17 protein-coding genes are annotated in these 13432 nt (G+C 64.7%); 9 read left to right on the top strand and 8 right to left on the bottom strand.

The genetic code is table 11. The features are described 5' to 3' along the window. The first annotated feature begins 112 nt into the window (after positions 1-112). The 3 genes from J0X27_RS16075 to J0X27_RS16065 all read left to right on the top strand — a co-directional run bounded on the left by J0X27_RS16075 (position 113) and on the right by J0X27_RS16065 (position 2765). Entirely contained in the window at positions 113-523 is a 411-nt protein-coding gene (locus tag J0X27_RS16075; RefSeq protein WP_097379685.1) for a TRAM domain-containing protein, read from the top strand. 160 nt (positions 524-683) lie between these two features. Then, positions 684-1589, top strand: coding sequence for a CbiX/SirB N-terminal domain-containing protein (locus J0X27_RS16070; RefSeq protein ID WP_207270147.1), 906 nt, complete (start codon positions 684-686; stop codon positions 1587-1589). Positions 1590-1592: 3 nt separating this feature from the next. Continuing rightward, positions 1593-2765, top strand: a complete 1173-nt coding sequence (locus J0X27_RS16065; RefSeq protein WP_207270146.1) for a DR2241 family protein — start codon at positions 1593-1595, stop codon at positions 2763-2765. A gap of 22 nt (positions 2766-2787) precedes the next feature. Here the strand turns inward: J0X27_RS16065 and J0X27_RS16060 are convergent, their stop codons facing one another. From J0X27_RS16060 to J0X27_RS16040, 5 genes are all read right to left on the bottom strand, one after another. Further along, positions 2788-3378: a DUF7524 family protein gene (locus J0X27_RS16060; RefSeq protein WP_207270145.1), complete on the bottom strand. Its 591-nt coding sequence runs from the start codon at positions 3376-3378 to the stop codon at positions 2788-2790. A 13-nt stretch (positions 3379-3391) separates the two neighbouring features. Continuing rightward, positions 3392-3586: a methytransferase partner Trm112 gene (locus J0X27_RS16055; protein ID WP_207270144.1), complete on the bottom strand. Its 195-nt coding sequence runs from the start codon at positions 3584-3586 to the stop codon at positions 3392-3394. 122 nt (positions 3587-3708) lie between these two features. Beyond that, the gene (locus tag J0X27_RS16050; protein ID WP_207270143.1) at positions 3709-3975 is read right to left on the bottom strand and encodes a DUF2249 domain-containing protein; all 267 of its coding nucleotides are present in this window, start codon (positions 3973-3975) and stop codon (positions 3709-3711) included. A gap of 113 nt (positions 3976-4088) precedes the next feature. Then, positions 4089-4322, bottom strand: coding sequence for a DUF2249 domain-containing protein (locus tag J0X27_RS16045; protein ID WP_207270142.1), 234 nt, complete (start codon positions 4320-4322; stop codon positions 4089-4091). A 69-nt stretch (positions 4323-4391) separates the two neighbouring features. Then, a complete protein-coding gene (locus J0X27_RS16040; RefSeq protein ID WP_207270141.1) occupies positions 4392-4619 on the bottom strand; it encodes a DUF2249 domain-containing protein in 228 nt (75 codons plus the stop codon). A 135-nt stretch (positions 4620-4754) separates the two neighbouring features. Between J0X27_RS16040 and J0X27_RS16035 the strand changes: the two genes are divergently transcribed. From J0X27_RS16035 to J0X27_RS16010, 6 genes are all read left to right on the top strand, one after another. Further along, positions 4755-5429 (top strand): helix-turn-helix domain-containing protein, encoded by a 675-nt coding sequence (locus J0X27_RS16035; RefSeq protein WP_207270140.1) that lies wholly within the window; start codon positions 4755-4757, stop codon positions 5427-5429. 356 nt (positions 5430-5785) lie between these two features. Beyond that, a complete protein-coding gene (locus tag J0X27_RS16030; RefSeq protein WP_207270139.1) occupies positions 5786-7447 on the top strand; it encodes a 4Fe-4S ferredoxin N-terminal domain-containing protein in 1662 nt (553 codons plus the stop codon). Next, positions 7444-8796, top strand: a complete 1353-nt coding sequence (gene nrfD / locus J0X27_RS16025; protein WP_207270138.1) for an NrfD/PsrC family molybdoenzyme membrane anchor subunit — start codon at positions 7444-7446, stop codon at positions 8794-8796. The genes J0X27_RS16030 and nrfD overlap by 4 nt, the downstream gene beginning before the upstream one ends. Beyond that, entirely contained in the window at positions 8793-9101 is a 309-nt protein-coding gene (locus J0X27_RS16020) for a hypothetical protein (RefSeq protein ID WP_097379695.1), read from the top strand. Before nrfD ends, J0X27_RS16020 begins: the two co-directional genes overlap by 4 nt. Positions 9102-9244: 143 nt before the next feature. Next, positions 9245-10336, top strand: a complete 1092-nt coding sequence (locus J0X27_RS16015) for an Mrp/NBP35 family ATP-binding protein (protein WP_097379696.1) — start codon at positions 9245-9247, stop codon at positions 10334-10336. Positions 10337-10551: 215 nt separating this feature from the next. After that, positions 10552-10878 (top strand): cupin domain-containing protein, encoded by a 327-nt coding sequence (locus tag J0X27_RS16010; RefSeq protein WP_207270137.1) that lies wholly within the window; start codon positions 10552-10554, stop codon positions 10876-10878. 87 nt (positions 10879-10965) lie between these two features. Here J0X27_RS16010 and J0X27_RS16005 read toward each other — a convergent pair whose 3' ends face one another. The 3 genes from J0X27_RS16005 to J0X27_RS15995 form a co-directional block, all read right to left on the bottom strand. Further along, complete coding sequence (locus tag J0X27_RS16005; protein WP_207270136.1) at positions 10966-12096, bottom strand: asparagine synthase C-terminal domain-containing protein; 1131 nt, start codon at positions 12094-12096, stop codon at positions 10966-10968. Then, positions 12093-12776: a PHP domain-containing protein gene (locus J0X27_RS16000; protein WP_207270135.1), complete on the bottom strand. Its 684-nt coding sequence runs from the start codon at positions 12774-12776 to the stop codon at positions 12093-12095. Before J0X27_RS16000 ends, J0X27_RS16005 begins: the two co-directional genes overlap by 4 nt. A gap of 95 nt (positions 12777-12871) precedes the next feature. Then, complete coding sequence (locus tag J0X27_RS15995) at positions 12872-13258, bottom strand: hypothetical protein (RefSeq protein ID WP_207270134.1); 387 nt, start codon at positions 13256-13258, stop codon at positions 12872-12874. Positions 13259-13432 lie beyond the last annotated feature (174 nt).

The following is a 13432-nucleotide window of genomic DNA, read 5'->3' as shown; positions in this document are numbered from 1 at the left end:
CGGTTTGCCGGGGTGCTCGATCCGGACGCGCCCGATCCGTCGGCGGATCGGTGGTTCCGTGTCGGTAGTTCTATTATGGATGGGAATATGCACTGAAATAGAGGGTCTACCTGTGGAGATATCTGAAAAACTGCTGTGTCTGTTCAGTACGGACGTTTCCGAGGAAGAGGATCGATACGTCATCGAAGTACCGCGTCAGGAAATCGAAACCGGCGACGTCGACCCCGGGGACGTGTACCGCGTCGCGCTCATTTCCCGCGAGGACGAGGACGAGACCGACGGCGGGTCGGCGACCGCCACGGCCGGAAGTGTGCCGTCCGAACCACAGCCACCGGTCGACGTCGGCGAAACGCGCTACGTCGAGATCGAAGACATCGGCAAACAGGGCGACGGTATCGCCCGGGTCGAACGCGGCTACGTCATCATCGTTCCCGGTGCCGACGTCGGCGACCGCGTCAAGATCGAAGTGACCGAGGTCAAGTCGAACTTCGCCGTCGGCGAAATCATCGAAGAGACGTTCTAGGACGGCGTTCGGACGGACGGTCGGTAGCGACCGGGGTTGCTGTCCCGCCGTCAGCCGACGGGCAGCGGATGGCCCGACCGCGGTTCGACGACCGCCGCCGGACCCGGCGACGAGGTCCGGCAGCGAAGTCCCTATACCATCTCCATCCTAAGCGCCGGCCATGCAAGCGCTGGTCATCGCGGCACACGGATCGCATCTGAATCCAGACGCGTCGGACCCGACCTACGCCCACGCGGACACCATTCGCGAGACGGGTGCGTTCGACGAGGTTCGCGAGGCGTTCTGGAAGGAGGAACCACACTTCCGCGAGGTGATCCGGACCCTCGAGTCCGACGAGGTGTTCGTCGTTCCGCTCTTCATCAGCGAGGGCTACTTCACCGAGGAGGTCATTCCCCGCGAACTACGCCTCGAGGAGTGGGATCCGGACAGATGGGAGTCCGACGGGACCAGCGCCTCGCAGGCCACGCTCGAGGCCGAGGACGTCGGCAAGACGATCCACTACTGTGGACCGGTCGGGACCCACGACGCGATGACGGACGTGATCGTCCAGCGCGCCGAGACCGCGACCGAAGATCCGGACGTCGGCGAGGGATTCGGCCTGTCCGTCGTCGGCCACGGGACCGATCGAAACGAGAACTCCGCGAAGGCGATCAAATATCACAGCGACCGAATCGCCGACCGCGACCGCTTCGACGAGGTGAAGGCGCTGTTCATGGACGAGGAGCCCGAAGTCGACGACGTGACGGACTACTTCGAGAGCGAGGATATCGTCGTCGTGCCGCTCTTTATCGCCGACGGCTACCACACCCAGGAGGACATCCCCGAGGACATGGGCCTGACCGAGGACTACCGACTCGGGTGGGACGTACCGGCCGCGGTCGACGGCCACCGGATCTGGTACACCGGCGCGGTCGGCACCGAGGACCTGATGGCCGACGTCGTCCTCGAGCGGGCGGCGGACGCCGGTGCCGATATCGGCGACGCTCGCGAGGCGGTCCGCGAACTGGCCGCCTCGGTCGCCGACACGGGTCCCGAACCGAGCGCGGGAACGGGTACGGGGGACTGACACGTGACCGTGGCGACGGACGACCTCGAGACGCTGCTCGAACACGCAGCCGCGGGCGTCGCGTTCGACGGCCTGCACGTCGACGAATCCGACGACGGATACCGCCTCGAGACGCCGGACAACGAGTGGACCGGCCTCGACGAGACCGAGTTGCACCACGCACTCGAATCCTGCGAGGAGTACGTGACGAACTGGCGGTACTGGCAGGATCGAGTCGGCGGGGAGGGCACTGCCCGCCGCGCGTTCCTCCGGTGGTGTGAACGAGCACCGCTCGCGGACGCCGAGACTGACCACGCGACGACCGGTCCCTGGAGCGAGCGCAGTGAAGGCGACGCGGACGCCGGTGGAGAGCCCCTCGCAGTGCCCGAGCGCTACGACGCCCTCCGGGACGGCATCGACCGCGAGTGGGGCCAGCTATCGATCACGGCTCGCTTCGTCGACATCGACGACCCCGACGGGGAGCGCGTCTACGACCTGTGGCACGTCGACGACGCCGGCAGCGACATCGCGGCCCTCGAGGTCTACGACGACCCCCGCGATGCGCGGGAGCTCGCGACCTACGACGACGACGGTCGCTACCGGCCGCTGAAGACCGCGCCGACGCTGCCCGCCGGCTGGGCCTTCACCGGGCTCTCGGGCGCGGCCCTCGTCGAGACGGTCGAGTTCTTCTATCCCGCGACGGTCGCCAACTGGCACCGCGAACTGCAGGGGAACCTCGACGTCGATCACTGGCTCGAGACCGCCGAGCGACAGACGGGGATCTACGACGTGATCGACGAACTCCCTCGGGAGGCCGTCGAGTGGATGGCAGAGGCCTGCTGCGTCGATTCCCAGTGTCTCCGCCGCCGGGAGTGGCAGTACGAGGCGGGCGACGAACTCGACGCCGACGGCGGTGACGGCCCCTTCCCCTGTCGCGAGCCGTGCTCGCTCGTGGTCGCCGCCGCTCGCAAGTGGACGACCCTCGAGTCCGAGACGGAACACACCTACGAACTCGAACTCACGACCAGCGAACTGAATCAACTCGAGGAACTGATCGACGCCGTCGCGGAGGACCGAACCGAGGACATACGCGAGGCTGACGTCTACGACGGTGCGAACCGATACCGGGCACGATACCTCCGCGCCAAGCGATTCGACGACGAGGGCGAACTCGAGGCCACGCGAGTCGACGACTGACCGCCTGGCCGCGGTCGCCGTGTTACCGAACCAGCAAGAACAGTGCGACGACGGTACCGACGAGGACGATCGCCATGCCGGCCGTTGCGACGGGCCCGCCGATCGTGGCCGTCGTCAGCGCCGCGATACCGATCGCGACCACTCCGAGTGCCAGTACCCCGAGCGTCGCCGGCTCGAAACCGATTGCGCCGGGCACCCGATCCAGCCCTCGCTCGAGCGTCGTCGGGTCCGGCTCCGATCGAGCGGGTTTCGCGAGCGACTCGTCGACGTCGACGTTCGGTGGGCCGGGAAGGACGGTGACGTCGATCGAGACGGATTCGGAGCCGTAGCCGGTTACCACTTCGAGGTGACCGTCGACGGGCCTGTCGATACCGCCAGTATCGACGGCGATCGGGACGGGCGTGACAGTACCCGGTTCGATGTAGTAGTTCGATCCATCGAGCGATGCGATTCGACCGAGGTCTCCCTCGAGGCGACAGTGAACGTGGGCGGGCGTCTCGTGGCCGTCCAGAAGGAGCGTGAACGACTCGCTGGTCTCGAGGGCGGTCGCGGCCGGCGCGAGCGTGTTGGCCGCCTCGCGATTGACGTGGACGGTGACCTCGGTCACGGACATGATCGGAGCGGCCTCAGGCCGGCGTCTCCTCGCGCATATCCGGCGGCAACAGGTTCGGGATCCCGTCTTCGATCGGGTAGGCCTCTCCGCACTCCGTACAGACGAGGTCGCCGCCGACGACGTCGTCGTCGTCGTACTCGGCGTCCTCGAGTTCCAGATCGTGTTTGTCGAGCGGACAGCAGAGGATATCCAGTAACGACTCGTTCATACTAGATATGCTTGCCGCCTGGAGCAAAAGGTTTCGGGAACGTTGCTCGTCCCCGGTGCGATCGAACCACTCGATCCCATCGTGGCGACTCGAGCGAGCGGCGTCTCTGTCGCGTTCGTCCGTCAGTCTCCACGCCAGATGACGGTCACGACGTCGTCGTCGCGCTCGACCGTCTCGTATCGGTAACCGCGGTCGTCCAATTTCGGGAACAGGAACTGGGGAACCCGGTCGTTTTGCTGGACCAGAACGGTCTCGTCGGGCAGCTCGACGAGTCGCTCGAGCGTCTGCTGGAGCGGATTCGGCGGGCCGAGCGACCGCACGTCGAGGTGCTCCTGGGGTCGATCACTCGGTGCGGCGGTCCGGTCGACGACGCTAGTGAGCGACTGCATGCATAACTGTTCGGTCGGTCGCTTACTATCTTTTCCCCGTACATGTTCCTCCGGGCAGGGGATCGGAGGGGACTACCGGAGCTTCCTCGACGGGACCGGCGACGTTCCCGGAGCTACGCCTCCTGTTTCGGGAACCTGGCGACGAACTCGTCGGGGGCGACCCGTTCGACCTCGTAGCCATCGGCGTCGAACGCCTCGACCTCCGCCTCGAACTCGTAGAACAGCGGCTTGGGTTCGTGATCGTTGACGATCGTCAACGTCTCGCCCGGCTCGAGGGCGTCGAACTCGTCGTGGATCTTCGGATGGCGGTTCACCGGCGGGATCTCTCTGACATCGAGTCGTGTCATGTAGTTCTTCCTGGGTCCGAGTCGGCCATCGGCCTTTGTGCGAACATATTCGCGCTTCGCCTCGGCCGGCTACGCGGATTCGATGAGAACGTGCCAGACGCCGCCGTCGCGTTCCACGCTCTCGTGGGCGAACCCACGCTCGTCGAGTTCCTCGTAGAGCGGTCTGGGTTCGAACGGCGCGATCAACCGCAGTCGTTGGTCGGACTCGAGGTCCCCGAGTGCGGCGATGATGTCGTCGAACGGCGGGCCATCGATCTCCCTGACGTCCAGCGTTCGATCGGTCGGTTTGGTTGCCATTGGTTCCACGTTCGGCCCGCGATCCGTTGGTCGTTCGTCCGAACGTGTTCGAGTACCACAGTCTTCCCGGCGGGTGGGAACCTACCGAACATATTCGTAACCACCAGTATATAGATTCGAACGGAACACGTTCGTATGGCCCAAGCAACCCTTACTCTCACAATGCCCGAGGAGATCTGGATTCAACAGATATCGACGGAGTATCCAGCGGCGACCTTTCGGGTCCTTGCAGCCGTCCCGGGGACGGAGTCCGGATTCGCACTCGTCCGGGTTTCCGGTCCGGCGGTCCCCGAAGTGATCGAGGCGATGAACGACCACCCACAGCTCACCGAAATCACGCTCGCCCAGTGGAGCGACAACGAGGCGACGGTTCACTTCGAGACGACGGTGCCCCTCCTGATGTTTTCCTCTCGAGAGTCGGGGATGCCGATCGAGCTCCCGGTCGAGATTCAGGACGGCGAGGCGTCGATCGAGGTCACTGGCTCCCGGGAACGGCTGGCCGAACTCGCCGAACAGCTCGAACACTTCGGCCTCCAGTATCGGATCGAACACGTACGCGAGCGGCTCCACGAGAGCCAACTCCTCTCGGAGCGCCAGCTCGAGGTCGTCGCGGCCGCCGTCGACGAGGGGTACTACGACACCCCGCGGCGCTGTTCGCTGACCGACCTCGCGGGCCACCTCGACATCGCCAAGTCGACCTGTAGCGAAACGCTCCACCGGGCGGAAGAGGCGATCATCAAGCGGTTCGTCGAGGACCTCCCCAACATCGACCGCGAGGAATCGCTCGAAGAGCAACTCGCGACGAGTTGATCGATCCACTGGGCACACCGGATCAGGGGCCGCCGTGTTCGCTCGTGTTTTGGCGTTGCTCTCTCACCGATCCTGCTGCCCTCCCAGTTTCCTCCTCGAGCGTCGGCGCTGGAGCGATTTAGACACGCTGGTCGCTTCGAACGGGGTGGACGGAGGCGGATAGAAGATCCGCCACCTACTTAAATACTCACGAACATATTCGCGTTGGTTCTCACGTATTGGAAATCGACTCGATAGTACATCAAAGTACGGTTGTGAGACGGGGAATGAGGATCCACAAATGAACGATTTCAAGTGCATGCCGTCGAGTACCTCCGGCATGACACCAGCGTCATATTCAGAGGTGTTCTGATCTAATGAGCACGGACGATGAATCATTCCATCCGCTCGGAAAAGAGTGGGAGGACGACCTCGAGGCGATGCTCGACGATACCGAGTACGACAACGAACTCGGTATGGAGATGGCCCAGGACGCGATGCGGGTCACGAAGGGCGAACTCTCCGAAGCCGAATTCCACGAACGCTATCACGAGGACGTGATGGAGGAGTTCGGCGAGGACCAGCGCCCGACCAAAGAGGCCTACGAAGCGGCCCAAGAGGAGGCAAGCGGCACCGTCTCCAACATGCTCGACGCCTTCGACGGCGACGGCGACGAGACCCGTCGCGAAACGATGAAGAAGATGGGCGTCGGCGCGGCGGCCGTCGGGCTCGGTGCCTGGGGGACCGCCGACGACGGGGAAGAACCCCTCGCGGCGGCCGAAGGAGGGCACGGACCCCGACAGGAGACTACCGAGGAATCGGACACCCAGTGGGGGATGACGATCGACCTCGAGCGCTGTGACGGCTGTCTGACCTGTATGACAGCCTGTACACAGGAGAACGACATCGACAAAGGGGTCAACTGGATGTACGTCATGGCCTGGGAGGACGAGAACAACGGGGGGCCCGGAGAAGACGGCGGGACCGACGTCTACACCGACTTCAACATGGGGAGCGACTTCAATATGCTCGTGCGTCCGTGCCAGCACTGCACGGATGCCCCCTGTGAGAAGGTCTGTCCGACGACGGCCCGTCACACCCGCGACAAGGACGGACTCGTCCTGACCGACTACGACGTCTGTATCGGCTGCCGGTACTGTCAGGTCGCCTGTCCCTACGGCGTCAACTACTTCCAGTGGGACGAACCGAGCGTCGACTACGAGGACATCGACGGGAACGAGGATCCGGAGGATCCCGACGAGATCACCCACGCCGAGTACGAACACGGCGAGCGGTGGGTCGACAGTCGCGCACCCCGCGGTGTGATGAGCAAGTGTACGATGTGTCCGTCCATGCAGGACGGCAAACAGGGAGAGGAGAAGGTCGGAACGACTGCCTGCGAATCCGCTTGCCCGCCGGGCGCGATCCAGTTTGGCAACGTCAAAGACGAGGCCAGCGATCCGTCCCAGCACCGCGAGCACCCGACCAAGAGTCGCGCGATCATTCACCTGGTGAACAGCGTCGAAAGTACCAAATCCGCTCCGTCGGCGGATCAGGTCAACGAGGCCCTCAGCGACGGCGACGACCTCGAGACCGCAATCGAGAATATCGACGGCCTCACCTCGGACATCCTCGCGGTCATGAAGTCGATCGAAATTGTCAGCGAGGGGATGGAGCCCGGTGACAGTGAGAACAACTCTATTCTCGAAGGCGAACAGCAGATTCTCGCGGCCGTCGAGGCCTTCGAGCAGTACGTCGACCTCGAGACCGAGGAGGCGTACGCCGAACTGGGACTCGGCGATGGCAGCGAACAGCAGGCCCAGTTCCGACTCGAACAGTACGCTGGCGACCCGAGTTCGTTCCAGTTGCTCGAGGACATCGGGACGAACCCGAACGTCACCTACCTCGGCCAGCAACCCGGACCGGAGGCCTATCAGGTCGAAGGACCGACCAAGTACGAGGATCAGGACCTCCTCGACAAGCGCCAGGAGGCTCTCGACGAAGAAACGATCGGTCGTGTTGACGGGGTGTCGCTATGAGCACGAAGGAGCCATCAGAAGCGGACATTCTCCGGCCCATCAACACGCTCACGAAGAAGTACTTCATCTTGTACGGTGTCGCGGCACTGGGCCTCGTTGCCTTCCTCATCGCCTGGGCGGTCCAGCTCCAGAAGGGGCTGGTCGTCACCGGTCTCGGCGACTGGGGGAGCGGTGGCGGCTCGACGTGGGGCCTGTACATCGGCGCGTTCATCTGGTGGGTCGGGGTGGCACACGGCGGGATCATCCTCTCGGCCGCCGTCCGCCTGCTGGGCATGGACCGATACATGCCGGTCGCGCGCCTCGCGGAGATGACGACGATCGGTGGCCTCTCGGCCGCCGGCTTCTACATCCTGGTCCACATGGGCCGTCCGGACCGGATGGTGACGAGCGTCATCGGACACTACCACATCACGGTCAATAACTCGCCGCTCGTGTGGGACGTGACCGTCATCACGGCCTACTTCGTGCTGTCGGCGACGTACCTCGGCCTGACGCTACGCTATGACATCACCCGTCTGCGAGACGATCTGCCGGATATGTTCGAGCCGGTCTACAAGCTGATGACCATCGGCTACACGAAGAAGGAAGACCAGGTCATCGATCGGATGGTCTGGTGGCTCGCCGCTGCAGTCATCATCATGGCCCCGCTCTTGCTCCACGGCGGCGTGATCCCGTGGCTGTTCGCGCTCCTGCCGGCGATGCCCGGCTGGACCGGCGCGATTCAGGGGCCGATGTTCCTCAGTATCGCCCTGATGTCGGCGATCAGCGGCATCACGATCATCTCCTACGCGTTCCGCCGAGCCTACGACTGGGACCACATCATCACCGACGACATCTTCCGCGGGATGCTCCTCTGGCTCGGGTTCTTCACCCTGTTGTTCCTGTGGTTCCAGCTCCAGACGATCATCAACGGCGTCTTCCTCGGTCCGACCAACAAGGCGGTCGCAATCGAGGCGAAGATCGCCCACCCGGCTTACCGAGTTGCGATGGCGATGATGTTCGGTACACTCGTCTACATCTTCCTGCAGGGGATCCGTCCAGCCCTGTTCAGTAAGAAGCGAGCGCTTCTCGCCAGTGCGATCATCCTCACCGGGACCCTGACCGAGAAGATCCTCTTCGTCGTCGAAGGCTTCCTGCACCCGACCTTCGACATCTACGCCAACACGCCCGGGACCTACTTCCCGAGCGCGATCGAGTGGCTCTCGCTCGTTGGGACGACTGCGCTGGTTGCACTTTTATTCCTCAACCTCTCGAAGCTCGTCCCAGTGGTCGAACTCCACGCGATCCAACACCTGCGCGGCGACCACGAGCACAGTGAGGAAGCAACCGAACCGGAGGTGGAAGCATGAGTTCAGCATTGACAGTGGCGTCGACGCTCCTGTACCACGGCTACGACGGAACGAGCGGCTTCACCGGCTTCGCCAACGAGGGGACCTGGATCATCTTCGCGGTCATCCTGGTTCCGGTTTACATCATGATCGCGGCGTGGTTCCTCGGTGAGCCCCGCGACACGAAGTCCGGACTGCTCGGTGTGAGCTACCTCGTCGGCCTGACGACGTCGATGTGGGTCGGGATGTTCGTCCTGACCATGCTGATCGGCTTCGTCTTCTACGGTGGCGTGCCCGAACCGTTCAGCAGCGTCGGTCCGCCGTAACCGTCACGAACCGCATCCGAACACCGCGTTCATTTTTTCGCGCTCGACCGCGTCGCCAGCGTGTCGACTCCGGTGACTCTCGAGTTTCGAACCATCACACGTATCCCGTTCGACACCCTCTAATCGGCTAGCACACAGTCACTATGAGCATCACAGAACACGAACTCGAAATCAAACTCGAGGAGGTCGAGGACCCGGACATCGGCGAGGACATCGTCTCGTTGGGGCTGGTCAACGACGTCACGATCGACGACGAGACCGCCCGGATCTCGCTCGCGTTCAACGCGCCGTATGCCCCCTCCGAACTGGAACTTGGCAATCGGATCCGCGAGGTCATCGAGGACGCCGGCCTCGAGCCCGACCTGCGAGCACACGTCGGCGAGGAACATGGGTTCGACGACGAGGTTCTGCCGCGAGTTCGCAACGTCATCGCGGTCTCCTCCGGTAAAGGCGGCGTCGGCAAGACGACGGTCGCGGCCAACCTCGCGGCCGGACTCGAGAAACGCGGTGCGATGGTGGGGCTGCTCGACGCCGACATTCACGGCCCGAACATCCCGCAGATCCTCCCCGTCGAGAGCGAACCCGGCGTCACACCCAACGAGGAAATCGTCCCGCCGCGCTCGGACGGCGTCCGCGTCATCAGTATGGGAATCATGATGGAGGAGGACGACGACCCCGCGATCTTGCGTGGGCCGATGGTCAACAAGTTCATGATGAAGTTCCTCGAGGGCGTCGAGTGGGGCAAGCTGGACTACCTCATCGTGGATCTGCCGCCGGGCACCGGCGACGCGACGTTGAACCTGCTGCAGTCGATGCCGGTAGCGGGCTCGGTCGTCGTCACGACGCCCCAGGAGATGGCACTGGACGACACCCGAAAGGGGATCCAGATGTTCAACAAACACGACACCCCGGTGCTGGGCGTCGTCGAGAACATGAGTTCCTTTATCTGTCCGTCCTGTGGCGACCAGCACGGGCTGTTCGGGACCAGCGGTGCGGATACCATCGTCGACCAGTACGACGTGCCGTTGCTGGGCCGGATCCCGATCCATCCCGACTTCGGTGCCGACGGTAGCGAGGGGGCACTCGTCAAGGACGACGACAGCGAGGTTCAGAGCCACCTCGAGGACGTCGTCGGCGAGGTCGCAGACCGGATCGGCGAGCAAAACCGCCGCCGGGTCTCGGAGAACGTCACGCACGAACCCACGAACAAGCTGCCGACCGAGACCGAAGACTGAGACGGGTTGTCGTAACGATTCCCCGGAGGGACCGCAGGGCGATCCCGGTCCTACCGGGAATGGGTTACAGTAGACCGTCTGAGCGCCCGGTCGCTACAGGGAATGGGTTACAGTAGACCGTCTGAGCGCCCGGTCGCTACAGGGACGTCCGCGCCGGTCTCCTTCCGCTTCGCGCTTCCAGTGCTGTTATAGTGCGCTCGACCGAATCGACCCACATGCTCGATACCGACGCCGATGCCATCGCCGACCTCGAGCCCGCCGACGGCGAGGTCGAAACCGCGGAACTGGTCGTCAGCGACGACGTACTCGTCAAGGCGTTCGCCCTCGGTCCCGGTGGCGAACTCGAGGCCCACGATCATCCCGGGAGTACGAACGTCTTCCACGTACTCGAGGGAACGGTGACCGTAATACAGGACGACGAACGCGCGCGGATCGACGCGCCCGGCGTCGTCCATCACGAGCGCGGCGTCGCCCACGGCGCGCGAAACGAGACCGACGAGACGGTGGTTTTCACCGCGAGCCTCTGTCCGCTGCCGTCCTGACGACGGGGCGGGCGGATCGCCGCCAGTCAGTGCCGGGGAACCCACGACCCGTCTGGGGTCGCCGGTCACTCGGAACGGGGGGCCGGCTCACTCGCGTCGCGTCGGGCCGTCCGAGCACAGCGCGGCGACGTACTTGCTGACGTGATCGTCGATCCGGCGCTTGTAGCCGGCCTGCCGGGCCAGCCGATCGAGTTCGCGCGCGACGAGACTGCCGTACTGGACCGCTTTCTTGTCCCTGCTGGCGACGTCCGCCGGCAGATACTCGGCCGCAACCCGTCGGAACCCGCGCTTTCGTTCGTCCTCGTCGGCCAGTAGCTCGTCCGGGAGTCGGAGCGCCGCCTCGACCACGGCGTCGTGGAGGAACGGTGCGACCGGCTCGAGACCAGTCGCTTCGATCGTCAGCACGTCCCGTGGAAGCTGATCGGGCAGGCTCCGAATCTGTTCCCGGACGGCTCCCCGAACCGTCTCGGCGTCGACCCGATGATCGAGCCGGACGACCTTCTCGTAGCCGCCGAACAGTTCGTCGGCCCCCTGGCCGACCGCGAGCGCGTCGAACCCGTCCGCGGCGACGCGTTCGCCGACCAGAGACAGCGGAAGGGCGATCTGGACGTCCATCGCGTTCGTCCGCCCGGTCGCTCGGGCGACCCGGGGAACCGCACGCTCGAGGTCGGCCGGCTCGAGGTCGACGACGGTGAGATCGCGTCCCATCGCGTCGGCGGCCGTCCGCGCGGCCTCGACGTCGTGGCTGTCGGGGAAGCCGACGACGTACAGCGGCGCGTCGAGGAGTTCGGCGACCAGCGCCGAGTCGACGCCCCCCGAGAACGCGACGGCGATATCGCGATCTGCCGAGTCGACGGCGTCGGCCGCCGTTTCGATCGCCGTCTCGAGTCCCTCGAGTGCGGCCTCGTGGGCGACGGGCTCGGGATCGGGCAGCGACCACTGGGATTCCGGCTCGGGGAGTGGACCGTCGACGGCCGTGGCCCCACCGGCCGGAACGAGCGTCGGTTCCTCGAGTGCGCTCGGCTCGAACGCCCAGTTTCGGGTCGCGTCCGTATCGGCTCCGTCGTCGACGAACAGCGGCACCCGTCCGAGGACGTCGCGAACGAGCAGGTCGTCGACCACCCCTGCGAAGCCGGCGGTTCCGGGGAGGGAGTCGCCACGCTCGAGCGCGTCGCGGACGGTCGTCGGGTCGGTACCGCGAAGGTGTGGTTCTGTCATCGGACGAGTTTCAAAACGTGACTCAGTCGTCGCGTGACGCCGCCGGCGAACTGCTGGATGCTGATCCGCCACGGCGTTCGCTTCCCTTCGACGGTCGTTCGCCCGTCAGCGATCGCTGCGAGGATCGCGGCGGCCGAGCGATCCTCGGCGTCGACGCGGGTGACCGCCTGTCCGACCATCTCGCTGATGTGGGCGTCGCTGCCGGCAGTCATGGGCAGGTCCCGCGACCGCGCGTAGCGTTCGGCTTGCCGGTTCGCCCGGCCGGTGAACAGCCGGGAGTTGTAGACTTCGATCGCGTCCCCCATGGCGAGTTGTTCGCGGGAGATCCGGGCCATCACCCCGTGGCGTGACTCCTGAAACGGGTGGGGGATCACCGCGAGCCCGTCCTGCTCGTGGATCGCCTCGAGCGTCGATTCGAACGACAGGCCTGGCGGGATGGCCTCCTCGACCCCCAGTCCCAGGACGTGGCCCGCCTTGCTCGAGATCTCCATCCCGGGAATGCCGACCAGGCCGTACTCGGGGGCGCGCTCGACGGCCTCGAGGCTAGCGTCGATTTCGTCGTGGTCCGTCACTGCGATCGCGTCGAGTCCGACGGCTTCCGCTTGCTCCAGGATGAGTTCGATCGGATCGCGGCCGTCGTAGGACAACGACGAGTGCGTGTGAAGTTCGACCGACAGCACGAGCGCACGTTTCGGCGGCCCGATCAAAAACGACTCGGTCCTCCCGTTCGGTGACCGCTCGTCGAGAACCCGATCGAATTCGACGGAGTGTCACGTTACTCCTCGTCGTTCCAGGGGTCCGTCGTGTGCGTGTCGATATCGTACGTCGACGATGCCCGCTCGTGTCGGATCCGTTCGTCGACCAGGTCCGGTATCGCCGCCGAGTGGTCGGCATCGGTTTGCCAGGCGGCGACGAGGACGATACCGGCACCGATCGTGCCCAGAAGCGCGTTTCCCGTCAGGACTCCAAAAGCAACCACCGTGGCTGCGACGACTCCCAGAACGATCCGTCGGACCCACAGCTGCTTTCGTACTTCGTCTTCGTGGACGGCCACGATTCGTTTCCCCTCTCCCGCTGGAACCGACCGATAGCTGGCCCCCGCTGTCGTCTCGTATCGAAGGACGTCGACCAGTTCCGGGTATTCGACGCTCTCGTCGGCCATTCGTCTCCCAGGTCGTCACCGTGTGATAGTAAACGTTGCCGACGGCATCGTTGCTTCGCCGTCTACCGACGGGGACGTCGTCGACGACTCGGTGCTGTCCCGTCGGTCGGCAGGGTCAACGCCCGAACGGCGACGAGTTCGTCCCGGCGGGTCGCGTCGATCAATGCACGACCG

Source organism: Natrinema longum (assembly GCF_017352095.1).
GTDB lineage: Archaea > Halobacteriota > Halobacteria > Halobacteriales > Natrialbaceae > Natrinema > Natrinema longum.
The sequence above is the reverse complement of the archived record's forward strand: the minus strand, read 5'-3'. Positions and strand labels throughout refer to the sequence as shown.